At 35.4% G+C, this 23,826-nt stretch carries 17 protein-coding genes; 6 read left to right on the top strand and 11 right to left on the bottom strand.

The window, feature by feature from the left end:
- Position 1: 1 nt before the first annotated feature.
- Positions 2–382, top strand: a complete 381-nt coding sequence (locus IRZ80_RS10045) for a hypothetical protein (protein ID WP_194641432.1) — start codon at positions 2–4, stop codon at positions 380–382.
- A gap of 66 nt (positions 383–448) precedes the next feature.
- Here the strand turns inward: IRZ80_RS10045 and IRZ80_RS10040 are convergent, their stop codons facing one another.
- The 7 genes from IRZ80_RS10040 to IRZ80_RS10010 all read right to left on the bottom strand — a co-directional run bounded on the left by IRZ80_RS10040 (position 449) and on the right by IRZ80_RS10010 (position 6,222).
- Positions 449–1,048 carry a Uma2 family endonuclease gene (locus IRZ80_RS10040; RefSeq protein ID WP_194641431.1) on the bottom strand — a complete coding sequence of 200 codons (600 nt, stop codon included), beginning with the start codon at positions 1,046–1,048 and terminating at the stop codon, positions 449–451.
- 210 nt (positions 1,049–1,258) lie between these two features.
- Positions 1,259–2,575, bottom strand: coding sequence for a Fe-S cluster assembly protein SufD (gene sufD / locus IRZ80_RS10035; RefSeq protein ID WP_194641430.1), 1,317 nt, complete (start codon positions 2,573–2,575; stop codon positions 1,259–1,261).
- A 104-nt stretch (positions 2,576–2,679) separates the two neighbouring features.
- Positions 2,680–3,048 (bottom strand): four helix bundle protein, encoded by a 369-nt coding sequence (locus IRZ80_RS10030; protein WP_194641429.1) that lies wholly within the window; start codon positions 3,046–3,048, stop codon positions 2,680–2,682.
- A gap of 41 nt (positions 3,049–3,089) precedes the next feature.
- Entirely contained in the window at positions 3,090–3,842 is a 753-nt protein-coding gene (gene sufC, locus IRZ80_RS10025) for a Fe-S cluster assembly ATPase SufC (RefSeq protein WP_194641428.1), read from the bottom strand.
- Between the two features lie 42 nt (positions 3,843–3,884).
- Positions 3,885–4,274 carry a four helix bundle protein gene (locus IRZ80_RS10020; RefSeq protein WP_194641427.1) on the bottom strand — a complete coding sequence of 130 codons (390 nt, stop codon included), beginning with the start codon at positions 4,272–4,274 and terminating at the stop codon, positions 3,885–3,887.
- Positions 4,275–4,364: 90 nt separating this feature from the next.
- The gene (gene sufB / locus IRZ80_RS10015) at positions 4,365–5,813 is read right to left on the bottom strand and encodes a Fe-S cluster assembly protein SufB (RefSeq protein WP_194641426.1); all 1,449 of its coding nucleotides are present in this window, start codon (positions 5,811–5,813) and stop codon (positions 4,365–4,367) included.
- A gap of 79 nt (positions 5,814–5,892) precedes the next feature.
- Positions 5,893–6,222 (bottom strand): HesB/IscA family protein, encoded by a 330-nt coding sequence (locus tag IRZ80_RS10010; RefSeq protein ID WP_115813073.1) that lies wholly within the window; start codon positions 6,220–6,222, stop codon positions 5,893–5,895.
- Between the two features lie 256 nt (positions 6,223–6,478).
- Between IRZ80_RS10010 and IRZ80_RS10005 the strand changes: the two genes are divergently transcribed.
- Entirely contained in the window at positions 6,479–7,336 is an 858-nt protein-coding gene (locus IRZ80_RS10005; RefSeq protein ID WP_194641425.1) for an MBL fold metallo-hydrolase, read from the top strand.
- A gap of 60 nt (positions 7,337–7,396) precedes the next feature.
- On the opposite strand, the gene IRZ80_RS10000 is transcribed toward IRZ80_RS10005, so the two are convergent.
- Entirely contained in the window at positions 7,397–11,422 is a 4,026-nt protein-coding gene (locus IRZ80_RS10000) for a LamG-like jellyroll fold domain-containing protein (RefSeq protein WP_194641424.1), read from the bottom strand.
- 892 nt (positions 11,423–12,314) lie between these two features.
- On the opposite strand from IRZ80_RS10000, the gene IRZ80_RS09995 reads away from it, so the two are divergent.
- Together IRZ80_RS09995 and IRZ80_RS09990 are read left to right on the top strand one after the other, a co-directional pair.
- A complete protein-coding gene (locus tag IRZ80_RS09995) occupies positions 12,315–13,895 on the top strand; it encodes a S8 family peptidase (protein ID WP_194641423.1) in 1,581 nt (526 codons plus the stop codon).
- 64 nt (positions 13,896–13,959) lie between these two features.
- Entirely contained in the window at positions 13,960–15,834 is a 1,875-nt protein-coding gene (locus tag IRZ80_RS09990) for a M1 family metallopeptidase (protein ID WP_194641422.1), read from the top strand.
- A 151-nt stretch (positions 15,835–15,985) separates the two neighbouring features.
- Here IRZ80_RS09990 and IRZ80_RS21130 read toward each other — a convergent pair whose 3' ends face one another.
- A complete protein-coding gene (locus IRZ80_RS21130) occupies positions 15,986–16,120 on the bottom strand; it encodes a hypothetical protein (RefSeq protein ID WP_255549663.1) in 135 nt (44 codons plus the stop codon).
- A gap of 793 nt (positions 16,121–16,913) precedes the next feature.
- On the opposite strand from IRZ80_RS21130, the gene IRZ80_RS09985 reads away from it, so the two are divergent.
- On the top strand, positions 16,914–18,284 hold the full coding sequence (locus IRZ80_RS09985; RefSeq protein ID WP_194641421.1) for a P-loop NTPase fold protein: 1,371 nt from the start codon (positions 16,914–16,916) through the stop codon (positions 18,282–18,284).
- 169 nt (positions 18,285–18,453) lie between these two features.
- Here the strand turns inward: IRZ80_RS09985 and IRZ80_RS09980 are convergent, their stop codons facing one another.
- Both IRZ80_RS09980 and IRZ80_RS09975 read right to left on the bottom strand, forming a co-directional pair.
- Positions 18,454–21,120 (bottom strand): MGH1-like glycoside hydrolase domain-containing protein, encoded by a 2,667-nt coding sequence (locus IRZ80_RS09980; protein WP_194641420.1) that lies wholly within the window; start codon positions 21,118–21,120, stop codon positions 18,454–18,456.
- Positions 21,121–21,808: 688 nt separating this feature from the next.
- Entirely contained in the window at positions 21,809–22,768 is a 960-nt protein-coding gene (locus IRZ80_RS09975; RefSeq protein WP_194641419.1) for an L-threonine 3-dehydrogenase, read from the bottom strand.
- Positions 22,769–23,052: 284 nt separating this feature from the next.
- Here IRZ80_RS09975 and IRZ80_RS09970 point away from each other — a divergent pair, with 284 nt between their 5' ends.
- Positions 23,053–23,742, top strand: a complete 690-nt coding sequence (locus tag IRZ80_RS09970; RefSeq protein WP_194641418.1) for a hypothetical protein — start codon at positions 23,053–23,055, stop codon at positions 23,740–23,742.
- Positions 23,743–23,826 lie beyond the last annotated feature (84 nt).

Genomic DNA, 23,826 nt, shown 5'->3' with positions numbered 1-23,826 from the left:
TATGAAAGTAGTACTATCAATAAAGCCTCAATTTGCGAATAAAATATTTGATGGAACAAAAAAATTTGAATTCAGAAAAGCTATTTTCAAAAATCAAAATGTTACTTCGGTTTTAGTTTATGCTTCTTCGCCTGTTCAAAAAGTGATTGGTGAATTTCAAATTGACCAGATTTTTAATGATGATTTAGGAACTTTATGGGAACGGACAAAGGAATTTTCAGGAATAAGTGAAGATTATTTTTATCAGTATTTTGCGAATCGTGAACAAGGTTTTGCTATTCAAATAAAAAACCAAATAAGGTTTAAAACGCCTAAATGTCTAAAGGAAGATTATAATTTAACTCCTCCACAATCTTTTGCTTATTGGGAAAGTAAAGAATAATAAAAAGTAAAAAACCCGACAGATTTCCAAAAATCTGTCGGGTTTCATTTTTATTATGAAATTGAATTAATCCCTAAAAATTTCTTCTACATTGAAAGTCAGTTCAGGGAACAGTGGACTATGTACCCATCCTTCTTCAGCGATAGGTTTTAGTCCAATGTATTTGTCATTTTGCAGTGTATAAATTAATATTGATTTTTGAAATGGTTCGACTATCCAATATTCTTTAACAGCGTTCTCTTCGTATAAATCAAATTTGATATCCATTTCTTTTTTTGAATTTCCAGGCGAAAGAATTTCAATAATTAAATCGGGAGCTCCAATACATCCTCTGTCGTCTAATTTTTCTTTATCGCAAATCACACAAATGTCAGGCTGGACAACAGTTGTAATTTCTTTGTCTGAAGTGCTTTTTTTGAAATTTTTCAAACGAACATCAAAAGGAGCATAATAAATATTACATAATTTGTTTTCAAAATAACGATCAAATTTTCGAAATATCTTTGCTGAAATTTCTTGATGTTTTCTGCTTGGAGCGGGACTCATCTTGAAAATTTTACCTTTCAGAATTTCCAGTCTTTCTTGAAAATTCCAAGTAAGATAATCGGCGTAAGTGTATGATTTACTTAGGTCTAAATCATTTATGTCGGTTATGATAGTTGCCATCGTCGATTGAATTTAATATTCAAAGATACTCATTTTTTTAATCGATGTGTGTTTTGCCCCTGATGGAAATGGAAAGCCTTTTGCAGTAATGGTGCAATTTTTCTAAACAAAAAAGAGCGACCAGCGGAAGCTCCTTTTTTTGTTTTTAAAAAAATGCAACAGTGCCAAAAAGCTTGTAATGAACAGCAGGATTAGGCACATTATAAATTGTTACAAATCAAATCCAATTTTTACGCCCAATTTATTAGCGATAATTTTGGTGATTCGTTGTTTTAATTCCGGTATTTTGATGTTTTCAATTACTGAGTTTGAGAAAGCATACATCAATAATGCTTTGGCTTCTTTCTTTGGAATTCCGCGTTGTTGCATATAGAACATAGCAGTTTCGTCCAATTGTCCAACAGTACAGCCGTGAGAACATTTTACATCATCAGCAAAAATTTCTAATTGCGGTTTAGCGTTGATAGTAGCTTTGTCGCTCAAAAGGATGTTGTTGCTTTTTTGGAATGCATTTGTTTTTTGAGCTTCTTTTTCAACATATACTTTACCGTTGAAAACTCCAGTGGAACGGTCGGTGAAAATTCCTTTGTAATCCTGAAAACTTTCGCAGTTTGGTGAAGCATGGTTTACCAAGGTGTAATGATCAACGTGCTGTTTATCTCCAATAATTGTGATTCCGTTTAAAGTGCTTGTCAGTCTTTCTCCAAAATGATAGAAATTCAGATTGTTTCTGGTTAAGTTTCCTCCAAAAGAGAAAGTGTGTACCGAAACGTTACTTTCCTGTTTTTGAGAAACATACGTATTGTCAATTAAATTAGCTTCCAGATTGTCATTTTGGATTTTGTAATAATCGACAATGGCTCTTTTTTGAGCAAAAATCTCGGTAACCGAATTGGTCAAAACCGGATTGTTGTTCAAACTTTGGTGACGCTCAATGATTTGTACGTGTGAGTTTTCGCCAACAATAACCAAGTTTCTTGGCTGTACCAAAAGAGCAGTTTCGTTTCCTGTAGAGAAATACATGATCTCGATAGGTTTGTCGGCAACTTTGCTTTTTGGGATATTGATATAAGCGCCTTCATTTGCAAAAGCAGTATTCAAGGAAGTCAAACTTTCGTCTTTGCTGGCAATTTTATTGAAATAGGTATCAATCACCATTTTGTATTTGGGTTTGTTCAATGCCGATGACATTAGACAAACGTCAATTCCGTCGTGTGTTGTTGAAGATAAATGCGAACTAAAAACACCATCAATAAACACTACTTTGTAGGTGTCTATTTCGTGTAAAAAATATTTTTTTACGTCGCTGTATTGAATGGTGCTTTCTGTTTTTGGGAAAACGCTAAAGTCATTTTTTAGGATGGCGCTTAGCGAAGTGTATTTCCAGCTTTCTTCCTTTTTGGTTGGGAAACCTTTATTTTCGAAGTTTTTTATGGCTAAAGTTCGAACATCATGAAGTTCAGAGTGAACATCAACACGTTCTTCAAAAGCCATAAAAGACGATAGTAATTTTTCTTTTAAATCCATTTTTAATTAAGTCTTAAAGTCGAAAGTCGAAAGTCTAAAGACTTAAGATTGTCGACCATTCTGTTATTTATGAGTCTTAAAATTTGAAAGTCAGAGCAATTTGCTTATGACTTTGGACTCAAATATTTAATAAAACCACTTAACAATTTTGATATTTCTGTTACGGATTCTAATAATGTTTCAAATTCTTCTTTTGCAATATATTCTAAATCATATGCCAAATATAATTGGGACCGAACTTCACCCGCAGATGCTTTGGCAACATATAAAAAGTAAATAAACTCTTTATCTGTATTTCTTTCAAAACCTTCAGCTATGTTTGATGATATTGAAATTGATGCTCGCCTAATTTGTCTAACAAAATCAAAGTCTTTTTTAAAAGTTGAAGATTCAGTAATTAAATATATTCTTTTGTTGAATATTCTTGATTTTTGCCAAGAATTAATTTCTTCGAAAGAATTAAATTTACCCATTCACTTTTTCTTTTGACTTTAAGACTTTTGACCTTCGACTATTACGCTTCTTGTTCTTGTTTGATCCAGTCGTATCCTTTGTCTTCTAATTCGTGTGCAAGCGACGCATCACCAGATTTCACGATTTTTCCGTTGTAAAGAACGTGAACAAAATCAGGAACGATATAATCCAATAATCTTTGGTAGTGCGTAATTACAACTACTGCGTTTTTCTCGCTTTTCAATTTGTTTACACCATTGGCAACGATACGAAGCGCATCAATATCCAATCCAGAATCGGTTTCGTCAAGGATAGCTAATTTTGGCTCTAACATTGCCATTTGGAAAATCTCGTTACGTTTTTTTTCTCCTCCAGAAAATCCTTCGTTTAAGGAACGGGAAAGAAATTTTCTGTCGATTTCCAATAATTCCGATTTTTCACGAATCAATTTCAGCATTTCATTTGCTGGCATTTCTTCCTGGCCTTTGGCTTTACGGGTTTCGTTGATTGCCGATCTCATAAAATTGGTTACCGAAACACCTGGGATTTCTACAGGATATTGGAACGAAAGGAAAACTCCTTTGTGTGCTCTTTCTTCCGGAGCTAATTCGGCAAGATCTTCTCCGTCCAAAATTACTTCTCCATCAGTTACTTCGTAGTTTTCGTTTCCAGCAATTACAGCAGATAAAGTACTTTTTCCGGCACCGTTAGGTCCCATTATAGCGTGTACTTCTCCAGCTTTTATCTCAAGGTTAATTCCTTTTAATATTTCTTTGTCACCTATTGAGGCGTGTAAATTTTTTATGCTTAACATCCGTTTTATTTGTTTAAAGTTTAAAGTTTAAAGTTCTTGTAGTTACTGAAACTTAGTGCCTTTAAAATCTTTCTTGTTTAAATATGATATAAAATTGTTTATTTTACCACTTAAATTTTCAAAATCTGTTTTCAGAATTTCAAATTTATCTTCTTTAATATAACCAAAATCAAAAACTCTGTAGAGTTGAGATCTTGTTTCTCCTGCAGAACCCTTTGCGATTGATAAAAATTGTCGAAATTCTAAATTTCCATTTCTTTCAAATCCTTCTGCTATATTATCCATTACAGAACCTGAGGAAGCTTTTATTTGATCTTTAAATCTAAAATCATTCTTCAATTCTGTTTCCAAAGAAATAATTTGAATTTCTTTCGCTAATCGTCTGGCTTCTTTCCAAATTTCTAAATCTTCAAATCGACTTATTGTTGCCATATTTTTTGTTTAAAGTTTTCTTTGTTTAAAGTTACCGAAAATTCTTATAATTCAGTCCAACAACTTTAAACCTTAAACTTTAAACAATTCTTAACCAACACTTCCTTCCAATGAAATTTCCAATAATTTTTGTGCTTCCACAGCAAACTCCATTGGCAATTTGTTCAACACGTCTTTACTGAAACCATTTACGATAAGTGCAATTGCTTTTTCAGTTGGGATTCCGCGTTGGTTGCAATAGAAAACCTGATCTTCACCAATTTTACTGGTTGTCGCTTCGTGTTCTATTTTGGCCGATGGATTTTTGCTTTCGATGTAAGGGAAAGTATGCGCTCCACAATTGTTACCCATTAATAAAGAGTCACATTGCGAAAAGTTTCTGGCGTTTTCTGCTCTTGCACTAATTTGCACTAAACCTCTATAACTGTTTTGTGATTTTCCTGCAGAAATTCCTTTGGAAATAATAGTTGATTTACTGTTTTTACCCAAGTGAATCATTTTGGTTCCTGTATCTGCCTGCTGGAAATTATTGGTAACAGCAATCGAATAAAATTCTCCGATAGAGTTATCTCCTTTTAAAACAACAGATGGATATTTCCAAGTAATTGCAGATCCTGTTTCTACTTGTGTCCAGGAGATTTTTGCATTATTCTCACACAATCCTCTTTTGGTTACAAAATTGAAAACCCCGCCTTTACCTTCTTTATTTCCTGGATACCAGTTTTGAACTGTAGAATATTTTATTTCAGCACCTTCCAAAGCGATTAATTCTACAACTGCAGCATGCAATTGGTTTTCATCACGGGTTGGAGCAGTACATCCTTCTAGGTAAGAGACATAACTTCCTTCGTCAGCAACTAATAAAGTTCTTTCGAATTGTCCGGTTCCTGCTTGATTGATTCTAAAATAAGTAGAGAGTTCCATTGGACAGCGAACGCCTTTTGGAATATAACAGAAAGATCCGTCTGAGAAAACAGCCGAATTCAAGGCCGCATAGAAGTTGTCTTTTTGAGGAACAACAGTACCGAGATGTTTACGGACTAATTCAGGATGTTCTTTGATCGCTTCAGAAATACTCATGAAGATTATTCCTTTCTCGGCCAATGTCGCTTTGAATGTAGTCGCAACCGAAACGGAGTCAACCACAATATCCATAGCGATGTTGTTCATCTTTTTTTGCTCATCGATTGAGATTCCTAACTTTTTGTACATTTCCAAAAGTTCTGGATCTACATCGTCAAGAGTCTTGTTTGGATCCGCTTTTTTAGGAGCTGAATAATAGGAAATTGCCTGAAAATCGGGTTTTATATAATTAACATTTGCCCATTCCGGCTCAATCATTTCCTGCCAGGCGCGAAAAGCTTCTATGCGCCAGTCGGTCATCCATTGCGGCTCGTCTTTCTTTTGGGAGATCGCTCGAACAATATCTTCGTTTAAACCAATAGGAAAAGTTTCGGATTCTAATTCAGTATAAAATCCGTACTCATATTCTTTGGTCTCTAATTCGATTTTTAAATCGTCTTCGGTGTATTTATTCATTTTTAAGTCTTAAAGTTTGAAAGTCTAAAGTTAGAAAGTCATTATATGGTCTTTCGACTTTATGACTTTCGACATTTGACTAAAGTGAGAACGATTCCCCACAACCGCAGGTCCTATTAGCATTTGGATTATTAAAGACAAATCCTTTGCCATTTAATCCTCCAGAAAATTCTAAAATTGTTCCTGCTAAATAAAGGAACGATTTTTTTTCGACTGCAATTTTTATTTCGTTGTCTTCAAATATTTTATCATCTTCGCCTTTGTTTTTGTCAAATTTCAAATCATATGACAAACCAGAGCAACCACCGCTTTTTACACCTACTCTTACGTAGTCTATAGCAGCATCATAACCATCATCTTTCATCAAATCGATGATTTTCTTTTTGGCAGTATCAGAAACTTGTATCATCTTAGTTTTTTTTTAAATTTTTTTAGAATTAAATAACTTATTGTGAGTTCTGTAGTCAGCACAATTTCTGTAAGCTTCTCTAAATCCTAATCTTTATTTCGTCTAAATTAACTGCAAAGATACTATATAAAATGCTTTTTTTCATAACTGATAACATTTATATAACTAATATCCAGATAGAAATTTGTTATATGAGGAGGATTTAAGCCATAAGATTTTGGTAAATTGCATTGTTTTTTAACTTTAAAATATATTGATGAAACTTTATCCCATAGAAACCGGCAATTTTAAACTTGATGGAGGCGCAATGTTTGGCGTTGTGCCAAAAACTATCTGGAACAAAACCAATCCAGCCGACAAAAATAATCTGATTGATATTGCAGCACGCTGTCTGCTGATTGAAGACGGAAATCGATTGATTTTGATTGATACGGGAATGGGGAATAAACAGTCAGAGAAATTTTTTGGATATTACTCGCTTTGGGGAACGCATTCTATGGACAAATCATTGGCTAAATATGGTTTTCACCGCGACGATATTACTGATATTTTTATGACGCATCTGCATTTTGACCATTGTGGCGGCAGTATCCAATGGAACAAAGACAAAACGGGTTATGAACCCGCTTTTAAAAATGCTAAATTTTGGACCAACGAAAACCATTGGGAATGGGCAACAAAGCCAAACGCCAGAGAAAAAGCATCTTTTTTAGCTGAGAATATTTTACCGATGCAGGAAAGCGGTCAGCTCAATTTTATTCTGAAATCCGAAAGTGATTTTGCAGTTTCAGATGAATTGGGATTTGGAATTTTTTATGTTGATGGGCATACCGAGAAAATGATGATTCCGCATATTCAGTATCAAGGTAAAACGATTGTTTTTTGTGCAGACTTGATTCCTACAGCAGGACATTTGCCTTTACCTTATGTAATGGGATATGATACAAGACCTTTGTTAACAATGCCTGAGAAGTCAAAATTCCTGAATGCCGCCGCCGATAATAATTACTATCTGTTTTTGGAACACGATGCGCATAACGAAATTATTACTGTTGAGCATACCGAAAAGGGGGTAAGGCTGAAAGAGCGGTTTAGCTGCTCGGATATTTTTTAAAACAAAAAACCACATTTTCTAATTAATGAGAATGTGGTTTTTTTGTTCAACAAAGTAAATTTACTCAACTATAACTTTTTTGACAGAAGCGGCCTCCTGATTAATTAGATATACAAAGTAAACCCCTTTTGGAAGACCTGATAAATTGATTGTATTATTTGTGTTGCCTGAATCCAGGGTGAATGTTTTTACCAACTGTCCCCGCAGATCGTAAATATTAGCTTTCTCTAAAGAGATATTGTTAATGTTAATTTCGCCTTTTGTTGGGTTTGGATATACTTGAGCTTTGCTAAATTGAGAATCTTCCAGACCTAAAGTACAAGTTTCAGAATAGGTAGTTGTTGTTTCTTTGATTTTAGACCAATTTGCATTAGAATATTCAGCATTGTCAACTTTTACACAACCCAAAGTAGTAATTCCTAAAAAGGTTGTTCCGCCGGCACTGGATTTTTTTCGGCCTGTTGGTGATTTTACTATAAGATTATGGTTATTTCCATTTTGCAGATTTATGTACACAAGCGGATTACCAGTGACGTATAGAATCTGAAGATTAGTGTTTTTGGAAAGATCCAGGCTAACCAGCTGATTGTTTCTGCAGTCTAAAGTGTTTAATGCTGTAAAATTTTCAATTCCGGTTAAATCTTTGATATTACTATTTGAGAGGTCTAAAGTGGTAATTGAGTTTATGTTCGCTGCAGTAATTTTTCCATTTAGGCCATCTGTATCAATTCCTAAATCAATTAATTTCTGCTCAAAATTTGAATCCCGGATTGTAACAAAAGAAAGAGTACAATTAGTGCTGTAACTTGCAGTGGCATCTTTTTTACTTGACCAGTTTGTATTAGAATAATCAATATCATCAACTTCAATACAGCTTAAATTTGGATTTATTTTAAAATTTAGATAGGCAAGTTTAGTATTGTTTCCATTCTTCAGATTTAAATTCGTTAATTGATTAGAATTAGAATATAAACCGACTAAGGCTGTATTTACGCTTATATCCAAAGTGGTTAACTGATTTTTTGAACAGTTTAAAAATTCCAAAGCTTTATTTTTGCTTACATCTAAACTTGTTAATTGATTTGACTGGCAATACAGCTCTGTAAGAGTACCGATAGCAGAAACATCCAAGCTGGTTAATTTATTTTCGCGGCAATCTAGGAGCTTCAATCTAGTATTTTTGCTTATATCCAAAGTTGTTAATAGACTGGTATTGCAACCCAAAAATATTAAATCGGTATTTGTGCTTACATCTAGACTACTGATTTGGTTTGAACCGCAGTCTAATTTTTTTAAAGACTTATTTATTTTTACATCCAGCACGGTCAATCGATTGCTATAACAGCTTAAAGTATCTAAAGCAATATTTTTACTTATATCTAAAACCTCTATTTTGTTGTTGTTACAATCTAAAGTTTTCAAAAATGTGTTTTTACTTACATTTAATGCAGTTAATAGGTTTTGATTACAGTACAGATCGGTTAATTGTGCAAAGTCTTGAATTCCTGTTAAATCCTTAATTGCGCTGTTGCTAACGTTTAGCTGTGTTATGGTGTTTATTTTTGATGTCAGGACTTTTCCATCGATGGTTCCGTTGTCGATTTTCAAATCAATTAATTTTTGTTCAAAATATGGGTCAGGAATTAAAGTAACAGGTTCTTTGATTCCAGGTGTATACAAACCTGTTATTTCTTCTTGTGTAAGCACACGATTCCAAATACCGATATCATCAATTGCCCCTTCAAAATAGTTATTTAATTTATTTCGTCCTATTCTAAAAAAATTATTAAAACCGTTTGTATATAAACTGGCTGTTCCGCTCATTTTATATACTCCATTTATATATAAGGAGTAAGTGTTATTTGTTTCATCAAAAGTTAATGCAACGAAGGTCCATTCATCGTTAAAATAATTTTCCTGGGACGAAATAGTTTTAGAATCAAATTGTATATCTAAATAGCCTTTGCTATAGAAGCTAATTTTAAACCAATAATTAGGGTCATCTATATTTCCATAATTTAAGAGGCAAAAATCTGAATTTGGAGAGCCAATTTTAGATGAAGATTTGAACCAGGCTGTAATTGTTCGCGATCCCCCTTTAAGAGGATAATTAGCAATATTGGATTCAATGTTACTGCTTGTACCATTAAAAGAGTAAGCACTGTTGCTTTTTCCAAATCTGTCTTCTATTAGAGTAACATTGGAGGCAATTCCATTGTTTCCTTTTCCGCTTGTATCATTAGCATTTCCAGTAAAAGGGTAATAAGCAAGCAGACCATTTGTTGGAATTGATCCATTTGCTGAAACTGGCATAATTGTCACATCAACTGCTATTCTTGAACTTTCGCAGCCGTTGATGGTTTGCGAAACATAATATTTACCTGTCTTCAGTGCAGCTGATAAATTTAAAGCTGTTCCTCCTGTAAGATCATTATACCATTGAATATTAGAACCGACAGCCTGTAAGCTGCTAACTGTTGCGTTAGTATAGAGCGTCTGTGCAGTCGCGGTTGGCGGAGGTGTATAATTTAGGGTAATAGTAATAGTATTTGAAACGATACAGCCATTGTAGTCTTTTACATATAGTTCATAAGTTCCTGGTGATAAGTTAGTAAACACATTTGAGGATTGAAAAACCATATTCGAAATTCCATATTGGTAGGGTTCGGTTCCTCCATTCGCCATAATGGTAATAATTCCGTTGTTGCCATTACAGTCGGTGTTTATAATTGTTGTTGTGGCAAAAAGAGGACTTGGCTTTATAATGACAAAATTTTTAGTGATTGATAACATATCAGCATCTGTAATCGTACAAGAATAATCACCAGCTTTCAATCCAGTAATTGAGGATGTTGTAGCTCCATTTGACCAAAGGTAGGAATAAGGTGCTGTACCGCCTGAAATGGACGCTATATATGCCGAACCGCCGATATCATTTATACAGCTTATGTTAATTTGCTTTGTAGTAGCCATTAATGCTCCTGGACAGTCTATAAGTGTCGGCACTTTTTTATCCGTAGATGTGCCATTGCCCAATTGTCCATAGGAATTTCTTCCCCAAGTCAATATAGAGTTATCCGTATTCAATCCTATAGTTTGATAACTTCCTGCAACTGCTGTCTGCCAAGTATTTTCGCCTATTTGTATTGGAACAAGACTTTCAGTGGTTGTGCCATTTCCTAATTGTCCATAAAAATTTCTTCCCCAAGTCCACAAAGAGCCATTTGTTTTTAATGCGATTGAATGGTCGGTTCCCACTGCTATGGTTTTCCAATCGGTTGAGATTCCTATCTGAGTTGGAACAGTTCTGTTTATTGCAGTACCGTCTCCCAATGCTCCATTTGGGTTCCTTCCCCAGGCCCATAAAGTACCGTCAGTTTTTAAGGCAATTGCATGACCAGTTCCCAGAGCTACTGATTTCCAATTAACAGCTGTTCCAATTTGTTTTGGTACACTGCTATTTGCAGTGGTTCCGTCTGCTAATTGCCAACTGGAATTATCTCCCCAAGCCCATAAAGTACCGTCTTTTTTCAGAGCCATTGTACAGGAAAAACCAGCTGTTACAGTCTGCCAGTCGTTAGAAATTCCTATCTGAACAGGACTATTTTTACCTATGGTGGTACCATCTCCTAATTCTCCGTTATAATTTCCTCCCCAAACCCATAAGGTACCATCTTTCTTAACGGCAACTGTATGATGATTTCCAGTTGCTATCGTTTGCCAATCGTTTGCGATTCCTATCTGTGTAGGAATGTTTTTGCTCGAATTTGTGCCATCACCTAGTTGTCCATAATAATTATCTCCCCAAGCCCATATAGTGCCATCTGTTTTTTGGGCAATCGAATGATTATATCCAGTTATTATAGTTTTCCAATCTTTGTCAGTTCCAATCTTTTTGGGAATATTTCTGCTTGTCCATGAACCATCGCCTAGTTCTCCATTACCATTAAACCCCCATGTCCATAAGGTGCCATCTGTTTTAATGGCAATTGTATGTTCGGATCCTGCAGCCATTGTTTTCCAGCATTGAGCTTTTGTCGGAAAGTATGAAAGTATTATAAGAATGAATAGTAAAGTTTTTTTCATATAATAAGATTTGAGTTATTTAATAATATATTTTATTTAAAATTCATTTTCTAGTGATTTCTTAACGATAAAAAAATAAAATCCATATCCATGAACGGATATTTTTCAAATTAATTTGATTGTAACAAGAATGCCTGCTTATAGAAGGAATGGTGGAAAAATCCAGAGTATGTCCAGCAAGAAAAATTGCAGCAAATACTAAAAAAAGCAGGTTTACCGTCATAAACACGAGATAGTTTTTATATGATACAATAATACAATTTAATATTATTTTTCTACTATATATTCCAAGGCATTTGCTTTTAAAAATAAATATTGCTTTGTCATTTTGCAAAACAGCTAAATTAGCCAAGGATCCTATGGATAAAATAGATTAGAACGGATTTTTTAATAAATCCGTTAAGAATTTAGTTGGAATCTGTGCAAAATCCGTTTTAGCTGTGTGCCATTTTTTTATACTTTGGGTAAATGAAATTTAAAAGTTTTAAAAGCGAATGTCCTGTATATATTCATCAAGTCTTAAGTAATTAATTTAGCTACAAATTTGGCATCAGGAATACCTGAAAATTGGTTAAAACCATTGACCTCAATTAATAAGATCAGTAATAAAAGTAATTTCGTTTTTATAAATAATATGATTTTATTTAAAGACCTGCAATGTTACAATTCATTTGTTTTTGTACAGTCATCATTTATGGTGATTTTGCTTAATGAAAGATTGAGCAGTTTTGCAGCCACTTTTACCGAAATAACTTAGAATAATCTATGTTTTTTGCTAATTGATAGTTTTATGAAAGTTTTTTGTCATAAAAAAGCGTTAATGATTGCATATTTATTAATTTAGTTCTCCTATTTTTGAAGTTCATTACTAAAACTGAAAAATCAATATTTTATGAAATACATATACATCACCCCGTTGGCAGTGCTTGCCTCTTTGACTGTAAGCCTTTCGGCAGATGCTCAGACAGCCGCAGCCTATACTGGCAAAAAAGGAAAACTAACCGAATCCGAACTGCAGCGATGGTCACATCTGGATTTAGCGAAAGACAGTGTCCCTGGAATGAGTGTTGACAAAGCTTATGCCGAATTATTAAAAGGAAAAAAAGGGGTTAAAGTAATTGTTGGAATTGTAGATTCTGGAGTAGATATTGATCATGAAGATTTGAAATCAGTTGTTTGGACTAATAAAAAAGAAATCGCCGGAAACGGAAAAGATGATGATAAAAACGGTTTTATTGATGATATTCATGGCTGGAACTTTTTGGGAGATGCAGTGCATGAGACTCTTGAAATGACCCGAATCGTAAAAAAAGGGGATGACGGATCAGCAACATACAAAAGCGCTTTGGCTGCTTATGATGAAAAATATGGCAAAGCTTTGAAAGACAAAAAGCAGGTTGATTTTCTCGTGGGTGCTGATAATGCGGTTCAAAAACATTTAGGTAAAGAAAATTATACTATAGAAGATTTAAACGGAATTGTTACTACAGATCCTGATCTGACTAAATCTAAAGCGGTTATGACTCGTATTTTAACTAATGCGGGACCTGCTTTCAGGGATGAAATTAAAGAGTACAGCGATTATGTTGACGGACAGCTGAAATATAATCTTAACAAAGACTTTGATGGCCGAAAAGCAGTAGGAGACAATGTTGAGGATATTAAAAATACCAAATACGGGAATAATATTGTTTATGGACCAGACAAAGAAGAGGCACTTCACGGAACTCACGTTGCCGGAATTATTGCACAGGTAAGAGGCAATGGCATTGGCGGTGACGGAGTTGCTGATAACGTTGAAATTATGGCCGTAAGAGCAGTTCCAGATGGAGATGAATATGACAAAGATATTGCTTTGGCTATTCGTTATGCTGTCGATAACGGAGCCAAAGTAATTAACGGAAGTTTTGGGAAAAGTTATTCTCCTCACAAGCAATGGGTTTTTGATGCTATAAAATATGCCGAAAAGAAAGACGTACTTTTTGTTCATGCTGCCGGAAATGACGGAAATAATATCGATCTGCCGGAAAATGCAAATTTTCCTAATGATTCTGCAGACAATACAAAAGAGTTTGCATCCAATGTGCTTACTGTAGGTGCTTTGAACAATCAATATGGAGACAGTGTAATTGCACCGTTTTCAAATTACGGAACTTTTAATGTAGATGTTTTTGCGCCAGGTGACGAAATCTACGCTACGATTCCAAACAATAAATACAAATATTTGCAGGGGACTTCAATGGCTTCGCCAAATACTGCCGGAGTTGCTGCCTTAATTCGTTCATATTATCCAAAATTATCTGCCAAACAAGTAAAACAAATCTTGATGGATTCCGGTACACCGCTGCCGGCTGATGTTGTTGTGGGTGAAAAGCAAGATGTAAATGTTAAGTCTGATAGAACATCAAAATCGGCCAAAATGGTCAATGCTTATAACGCACTTTTGATGGCAGAAAAAATGTCAAGAAAATAATTCTTAATTACTATTAATTCAATGGAAGGGCTTTTGGTTCTTCCATTTTTTCATTTTAAATACCATGCGCAAACTCTTTTTATTCATCCTGCTTTCTGTGAGTGTCAGTAATCTGTCCGCTCAGAAACAAGGTTATTGGCAACAGCATGCTGATTACAAAATGGATGTCACTATGGATGTCAAAAGTTATCAGTACAAAGGAAAACAAGAACTGGTTTACACCAATAATTCTTCGGATACCTTAAAGAAAGTGTATTACCATTTGTATAATAATGCTTTCCAGCCGGGAAGTGAAATGGATATCAGAATTCAGACAATCAAAGATCCAGATGCCCGAATGGTCTCCAAAATTAAAGTGGATGATAAGGAAATAAAAGAAAGCCGAATCAAAAACCTGAAACCAAATGAAATTGGATATTTGAAAATTTCCAATTTTAAACAGGACGGCATTGCAGCAACTATTAAGGAAGTAAGCACTATTCTTGAAGTGACTTTGGCGAAACCAATTTTACCCAATTCAAAAACAACTTTTACTCTTGATTTTGATGGTCAGGTGCCGGTGCAGATCCGCCGTTCGGGACGAAATAATTCCGAAGGCATCGAATTGTCAATGGCGCAGTGGTACCCGAAAATTGCCGAATTCGATTTTGAAGGCTGGCATGCCGATCCTTATATTGCCAGAGAATTTCATGGTGTATGGGGAAATTTTGATGTAAATATTACCATTGATAAGGAGTATACATTAGGCGGTTCCGGTTATTTGCAAAACCCGAACGAAATAGGTCATGGTTATCAGGATGCAGGAGTAAATGTGGTTTATCCTAAAAAAGCAAAAACACTGACCTGGCATTTTGTGGCTCCAATGGTACATGATTTTACTTGGGCAGCCGATAAGAATTACCAGCACGATGTTGTAAAAGGGCCAAATAATGTTGATTTGCATTTCCTTTTCAAAAACACGCCCTCAGTAGTCGAGAACTGGCGAAAAGTAGAGCCATTATTGGTAAAAGTGATGGATTATTATAACAAAGAGGTAGGCAGTTATCCTTACAAGCAGTACTCCTTTATTCAGGGAGGTGATGGCGGTATGGAGTATGCTATGTGTACCCTTATGCTGGGCAACGGAACTCCCGACGGAATTCTAGGCACGGCTGCTCACGAACTCGGACACTCCTGGTTTCAGCATATTTTAGCTTCCAATGAGTCCAAGCACCCTTGGATGGACGAGGGATTTACTACGTATATAGAAGATTTGGCGCTGAATGAGCTAAAAGATAAAAAAGAAGAAAACCCATTCAGAGGGAATTATGGGGCTTATTATAAACTGGTTGAATCCGGCAAGGAGCAGCCACAGACTACTCATGGAGACCGTTATGACGAAAACCGTCCATATAGTATTTCTTCTTATGTAAAAGGAAGTATTTTCCTGTCACAGCTCATTTATGTAATCGGACAGGACAATTTGGACAAAACGGTAAAAAAATATTACCAGGATTTCAAATTCAAGCATCCGTCGCCAAATGATATCAAGAGAACAGCCGAGCGCGTTTCGGGAGCAAACCTTGACTGGTATCTGGTGGATTGGACGGAAACTTTAAACACTATTGATTACGGAATCAAAGACGTTAAGGAAAATGCAGATAAAACGTCAGTAACCCTTGAGAGAATCGGCCGTATGCCAATGCCTATAGATCTTCAGGTAGAATATACAGATGGCAGCAGAGAAACGTTCTACATACCACTGCGCATGATGAGTTTCGAAAAACCAAATCCCACACCCGCCATCACCAGAACTGTTCTCAGCGACTGGGCTTGGGCATTTCCAGCATATGAGTTTAGCATTTCAAAACCCAAAAGTGCGATCAAGAAAATCACCATTGACCCAAGCGGTTTAATGGCCGATGTTAAACAAAACAACAACGTTTACGAAGTGAAATAATATTTAAAAAATCATTGGGGCGTGCCTCCGTTAAGAAAAAGGTCTAACTCATCACATAGAAGAGTTAGGCCTTTTTCTTAACGGGGGTCGGACTATCCAAGCTGCGCTGGCAGCTTATTCCTATCCCTCACGCGTCATGTCCATAAGCCATCTAGACCAGCCTTCTTTCAGGGTGAGTCGAACGGCTTATGGCTGGAGTTCCCGGCGCAGACAGCATTGCAGACCAGTTCAAAAAACGCTTTGCCAGCAGTACAGGCAATAGTGCGACAGCACCAGCAGTACCCATACTGCTATAACCGGATTTCTATTTACAAAATCATCCTTTTAGATTCATAAAGGGCGATTTTTTTTGCAGTTTTTTTACGCATTAACAGCAAAAATATGCAGGACGTACCAATAGTATTAGTAGGACAAACCAATGCTATTACTGTGTCGAACCAATAAACCATCTAGGTCGTATTAATAGTATTAGTAGCTCGAACCAATACTATTACTGTGTCGAACCAATAAACCATCTAGGTCGTACTAATACTATTACTAGTACAAGCCAATACTATTAGTAGCTCGAACCAATAAACCATCTAGGTCGTACTAATACTATTACTAGTACAAGCCAATATTATTAGTAGCTCGAACCAATAAATGATCTAGCTCGTACTAATAAAACATGTAGGACATACTAATGCTATTACTACGAGCTACCACTTTTGCACCATCAAACACATAAAAAATAATATGACTATCCTTAAACTAATATCAAACAGATTGAGTTAGTTACAGATTAAAAAAAATAGTAAAGAAATCTGTGAGAATCTTTGTAATCAGTGGCAAGAAAAACACATGGTATTATTTGCGGACATAAAAAATGATACGCAACAGCACTAAAAAGCAGCTTGTCGAGAACGAGGCAATCATCCTTAAACTGGAAGGTCAGCACGAAATCCTGCGGGAATTTACAATAAAATAAAGCGGACGAAATGTGAGACAAATCATTATATTTGAAGAATAAACTACGCTTTGTAGCGCATATGAAGTAGTTACCAGAAATGGCCAAAAAAATCGTAAATTGATAAGCAAAAATGAAACACGAAATAGGAATTGAAAAAGAATCCCCGTTTGAAAATTGTAAACTAAATCGTAAAATTTATGCTGAAGTATTGACCGAAGTTGTTAAAAATAACAACCAAGGTTTTGTAATGTCTTTAAATAATAAATGGGGAACAGGAAAAACTACATTTGTAAAAATGTGGCAGTACCATTTAGAAAATCAAGACTTTCAAACAATAAATTTTAATGCTTGGGAAAATGATTTTGAAGATAACGCATTAACAGCTCTATTAGGTGAATTAAAACCTATTGTAAAACCACATACTGAATCTGTATTTAATAATGTTCTTGAAAAAGGATTAATTATTAGTAAACATATCTTACCTATATTGGTAAAATCCTTAATTGAAAAATACATTGATACTAAAAATTTAAAAGAAAGCTTAATTAATATAACTGATGAAGCAAAGGATATTTTTAAAAATGAAGTTGATGAATATTTACATAGAAAAGAAAGCATCATAGAATTTAAAACTTATTTGTCACAGTTTGTAGCAAATACAGTCAATAATGACAAACCATTAGTTTTTATAATTGATGAACTTGATAGATGTCGTCCAAATTATGCTGTTTCCCTTTTAGAACAAATAAAACATTTTTTCTCTGTTCCAAATATTGTATTTGTTTTGTCAATAGATAAAGAACAATTAGAGTATGCGATAAAAGGTGTTTATGGCAATGATAATATTGATTCGGAAGAATATCTCCGTAGATTTATTGACATTGAATATTCTTTACCTGCGCCAGATGGTAAAACGTTTTCGGAATATTTATATCAATATTATAACTTTGCTGAGTTTTTTGAAGAAAAACACTCACAGATGATTGGAAACGATAAAGACACTTTTTTAAGAATATGCTTTTACCTATTTGATAATGAGTCTGTAACTCTTCGACAACAAGAAAAAATATTTGCACACGTTTCAGCTGTATTGAAAACTTGTCGAGATAATCGGCAATTATTTCCGTTGCTTTTTGTAACGCTTATATATTTAAAAGTTCTACATCAAAAGTTTTATAATTCAATTAAATCTAAATCTTTATCAATTGATAACTTACAAGCAAATCTAACTAAAATTTTCACTTATGATAAAGATAGTTTACGTATAATAGTAGGTATTGAAGCAAATCTTATATTTTTTTACAATAATTTTATTTCCCCAAATAATAATCTTTTTGAATATAATCAAACTAATAATAAAGATGAACTGATTATTAATTTTTGTTATGATGCTAACCTATTATTGCAAAATCTTAATAATTTAGAGAATAGTCACTATGATTTACAAGTTAATTCAATTGAAAAAATAATTGCAAGAATTGATTTAATTAGCAGAGATTAGTGCTAAAGCCACTTCTGGTAACACTTGCTACAAGAGATTTGGACAATTGGCTTAGTTTAAATATGATTTTGTATTGGAATAAAAATGCTTTAAATTCATATACATTCATAAACAAAAACCACCACATAAGATACTTACAGCTTATGTGGTGGTTTTTTTTATAAAGTATTTAAAAGCTATTTTCTTCCTCATTCAGATGCCGGATAATTTCGGCAATAAGTCCAGTCCATCCCGTCTGATGATTAGCTCCTAGGCCTTTGCCGGTGTCTCCGTCAAAGTATTCAAAAAACAAATGATTTTTATTGAAAAGCGGATCTTCCTGAAACTTTATGTATTCGCCGTACATTGGAATTTTTGTATTGGCATTGGGTACAAACAGTTTTAGTAAACGTTCGGCTACACCTTTGGAGGCTTCCTGTAAATTTACTAATTCACCAGATCCGGCAGGGAATTCAACCTTGAAATCTTTTCCGTAATAGCTGTGGAATTTTTCCAATGAGTCCAAAATCAGATAGTTCATCGGGAACCAAATCGGGCCTCTCCAATTAGAATTACCGCCAAACATATCTCCAGTGGCTTCAGCCGGAGTGTAATCTACCTGAATAATACCGCCGTCATACTTGAATTTGTATGGATGCTCTTTATGGTATTTGGACAAGGAACGAACACCATAATCCGATAAAAATTCTTTTTCGTCAAACATGCGCTTGAGGATCATTTTCATACGATGTCCTCGGAGCGTAGAAAGCAGACGGGTTTCGCCCTTTCCGGGATTGTACCAGCTGGAAACCAGACTGGCCAAGTCGGGGCGGTTTTTTAAAATCCATTCAACACGGCGTTTAAATATAGGGAGTTTTTCAAGCAATTCAGGTGTTAAAACCTCGACAGCAAACAGCGGAATCAATCCAACCATCGAACGGATTTTCAGCAGCTGGGCATCACCGTTTTCTTTGTGAAGCATGTCATAATAAAACTGATCCTCTTCGTCCCAAAGGTTTACTTTATTGTCACCCAAAGCCTGCATCGCCCCCGAAATTTGAAGGAAATGTTCAAAAAACTTGGATGCCATGTCTTGATAAACAGGATTTTTTAGGGCTATTTCACAGGCTATCCGCAGCATGTTCAGGCAGTACATCGCCATCCAGCCAGTACCATCGGCTTGTTCCAGATGTCCTCCTGTAGGCAAATCGGCAGAGCGGTCAAACACTCCAATATTATCCATTCCGAGGAATCCGCCTCCAAAAATGTTGTTTCCGTTTTTATCTTTTAAGTTAACCCACCAAGTAAAATTGAGCAGCAGTTTATGAAAAATGCGTTCCAGAAAAACAGTATCTCCTGTGCCTCCATTGGCTTCTTTGTCAATTTTATAAACTTTCCAGGTAGCCCACGCGTGTACCGGCGGATTAACATCTGAGAAGGACCATTCATAAGCAGGAATCTGTCCATTAGGATGCATGTAATATTCCCGAAGAATAACCGATAACTGTCTTTTAGCAAAATCCGGATCCAGTCTGGCTAAAGGTAAGGTATGAAAAGCCAGGTCCCAGGCTGCAAACCATGGATATTCCCATTTGTCCGGCATCGAGAGAATGTTGGACGTATACATGTGTTTCCATGAACTGTTGCGGCCTTCTTTTCGGTTGGCATCAGGTCTTGGAGTAGAAGGATCGCCTTTTAACCATTCAAAAACATTATAGTAATACCATTGTTTGGTCCAGAGCATACCTGCATAAGCTTGTCGCTGAATGGATTTTAATGTTTCGTCTTTTACTCCTTTTTGCAGCGGTGCATAAAATTCATCTGCTTCTTCGATTCTTTTTCTGAAAACGGCATCAAAATCTTCAAAAGGATCATTTGGAGCTGTATTTGTAAAACGAATGCGGTATTCTTTTTTGCCAAGCGGCGGAATAAAATCATCAAAATGTACTGCGGCTTTAGTTCCAACAGCTTCGGGATTTATACCGGATTTTTCTTGGCTGATAATATAATCGTTAATACCGTCTTTGGCATAGGGTGACTGAGCAGGGGATTTGTATAGTTTTTCAAAATTGGTTTTATTGTCGCAAAACAGAAGTTCTTTTGCATTTTCGGCATACAGATTGAAACTTCCCACAAGGCGGTGCTGTACTTCAATATGTGATTTTCCTACTCCGGTCAATGTAGGTTTGTGCTTGTAATTGTCATATCCCCAGCTCCAGGTATTTCTAAACCAAATGGTAGGTAATACCGAAATAGGAGCTGCCAGCTTAGAACGGTTTTCCACCGTTACTTTAATTAAAATATCCTGTTCTTCGGCTTTGGCATATTCTATTGTGATGTCAAAATATTCGTCCTTGTCAAAAACGCCAGTGTCAAGCAGTTCATATTCGGGTTCCTGACGGCTGCGTTTTTTACTTTCTTCAATTAACTTTTCATAAGGGAAAGCTGCATGCGGATATTTATACAGCATTTTTTGATAGGAATGCGTAGGAGTTGCATCAAGGTAATAATAAATTTCTTTTACGTCTTCACCATGATTAGATTCGGCAGGCGTTAATCCAAATAGACGTTCTTTTAGGATGCGGTCTTTGTGATTCCAAAAGGCAAAAGCAATACATATATGCTGTTTATTGTCTGAAATTCCTCCAATGCCTTCTTCTCCCCAGCGGTAGGCTTTGGAGCGGGCCATGTCGTGTGTGGTGCTTCCCCAGGCATAACCGCTTTGCGAATAATCTTCTCTAACAGTTCCCCATTGTCTTTCGGATAAATAGGGACCCCATTTTTTCCAGCCTTTGTTGTCGGTTCTTAGGTGCAAACGCGTTCTTTCGGCGTTGTTTTCCGGATCTTTTTCTGGCATACCAATCTAAATTTGTTTCTAAATGCAATTTAGTCAAAACACGTATAAAAACGGGTAAATAATTGGCAAAAATCTTTGGGAATAATTAATGATAAAAAAAATATAAATTGTTTTTTTATTGTATTTACAGAATTGGAATAAACGTAGAAAATGCAGAAGCAAAAAAGTATGGATTATGTTTCTACAACAGATTTAATAGATCAAGCTAATTAAAAAAATTATAACCTCTATCTTGTTTAAGAGATTCGGCAGGGATTCGCTTTTAAAACTTTTAAATTCAATATACCCAAAGTATAAAAAAACGGTACACAGATGACACGGATTTAACGGATTTTGTAAAGACTCCAACTAAATTCTTAACCAATTTATTGGTCTCAAATAGAGTTTAAAACTATGCACTTTCAGTGCATCTCGCTTTAGTTTCTAAAAAAGTTTTTGCTACAGATTCAGAGATTTTAAAATCATTTTTTATCTGTGAATTTGTGGCAAAATTTCATCAATTTTCGCAATCCAACCTTGCAGATTCAGTCTGTCTAACCCAATCTATGGCATAGTGGTTTAGTAAAAAAATCCGTTCTAATCTGTTTTATTCGTGGCTAATTTAACTGTTTTACAAAAAGGACCAAATCATCAGTACAGTGAGTTTGGTCCCTTTTTTATAGAGATACGCTCAAAATTGTGTGTTTTATTACAAATCAATACTGTATTGCGGAGCAAGGTTTTTCAGCATTTCGGCAGTCATAGTTTCGAGATCAAATTTGTGATTCCAGCCCCAGTCTTCTCTGGCTCGGGAGTCGTCAATGCTTGCAGGCCAGCTGTCGGCAATTTTTTGACGGAAATCGGATACATAAGTGACTTCGAGTTCCGGGATGTGTTTTTTGATCTCTGCAGTAATTTCGGCTGGGGTAAAACTGATAGCAGCGAGATTGTAAGAAGAGCGGATTTTGATTTGCTCAGCCGGTGCTTTCATGATGTTAATCGTTGCGGCAATGGCATCGTCCATATACATCATCGGCATTTTGGTTTCGGAACTCAGAAAGCATTCGTATTTTTTTTCAGAAAGAGCTTTGTGGTAAATATCCACAGCATAATCGGTAGTTCCTCCGCCGGGCAGCGTAGTCCAGCTGATTAGACCCGGATAGCGTATGCTTCGGACATCGACACCAAAAAGATTATGATAATATTCGCACCATCTTTCGCCAGCCTGTTTGCTGATGCCGTATACCGTTGAAGGTTCCATAATGGTGTATTGCGGCGTATTTTCTTTTGGAGTTGTGGGCCCAAAAACAGCAATGCTCGAAGGCCAGAATATCTTTTTTATTTTTTTGGCTTTCGCCAAATTTAAGACATGAAACAGCGAATTCATGTTTAGATCCCAAGCAAAAGCAGGATTTTTTTCAGCTGTTGCCGATAGCAGGGCAGCCATCAGATATACATCGGTAATCTGGTGGATTTCGACTAAATGTTCGATTTGGTTAAAATCCAAAGCATTAATTACTTCAAAAGGACCAGAATTGACCACATCATTATTCAGTTTTCGAATATCGGAAGCAATTACATTATCGGTTCCGTAAATTGCCCGGAGCTGATGCGTTAATTCGGTGCCAATCTGTCCGCAGGCACCTATAATTAATATTTTTGGATTCATATCAAAAAGATTTGTTTTGCAAATATAATAATTTCGCAAATTATAAGATATAAATACTTTGTTTTTTGTGAATTTTTTAAAAAAATAATATAAAAATTTTAATATCGTAATTTTGACTCAATTAAGATACAGCCTGTTTACTGCAGATTTTAATATAAATATAATTATTTCCATTGATTTTGGAATTGGTTTTTATTATTGAAATTGTTATTGATTTTTGTCATTGATATTACTATTGTCATTGCCATTGATATTTGTAACTTTGCGGTTCAAAAATTTTGGAGATGAATAATAAATTAGCGCTGTTTTTTTTGGTGATTTTAATGCAGTTTTCGTGTAATAATAATAACGATAAGCGTCTTGCTGATCAATTAAGAGATGCAAAAAAGAAAGAGCTGATTTTTACCAATATAAAGAAAGGCTGGACTTTTTTTGACACTCCAATTAATGAAACTTCAGAAGCTTCAATTCTAACGTGGCCGCAATGGCGTGAGTTTATGGAGGAATTAGCAAAAAAACCAAGAAAAACAATTACTGATTATCAGAAGAAATCCAAAATATTGTCAACTAAAGTGATGGCTTTGAACAGCAGTATTCCTGCGCAGTTTGACACACCGCAGATACGAAGCAGGATTGCAGCTTTGATTACGCAGGTAAGAATGCTGGATTTGTATATAAATCTTACTGATATCTCCGATAAAAAAGTAGTAAAAATTGTTGCAGAAATTAATATTGAACTGGTTTCCCTGCAGCGACAAATGGATAAAATTGTAGAGAAAAGCAAAATCCCGATGGAAGCAGGAGAATCCGAATTGTTACAGATGATTATCGATACGACTCGGGCAATTCCGTCAGGAAATCCGATGATGCCTGGAAATCCTGGAAATAACGGAGCACCTGAAAAATATCATACAATGCCTGGTAATTCAGGAGGAGTAGCCAGTCCAAAAAATCCAAATCCATCACAGCCTTGAGTAAAGCCACTTTTATATATTCGGTTTATGATTCTTCTCCAAAAACGGCACAGATTGTAGCCGGTTTACAGGAAAATAATCAGG

It is taken from the genome of Flavobacterium sp. HJJ, assembly GCF_015351475.1.
Classification (GTDB): Bacteria; Bacteroidota; Bacteroidia; order Flavobacteriales; family Flavobacteriaceae; genus Flavobacterium; species Flavobacterium marginilacus.
Note: the sequence above shows the minus strand (reverse complement) of the source record. Positions and strands in the feature narration are given on the sequence as shown.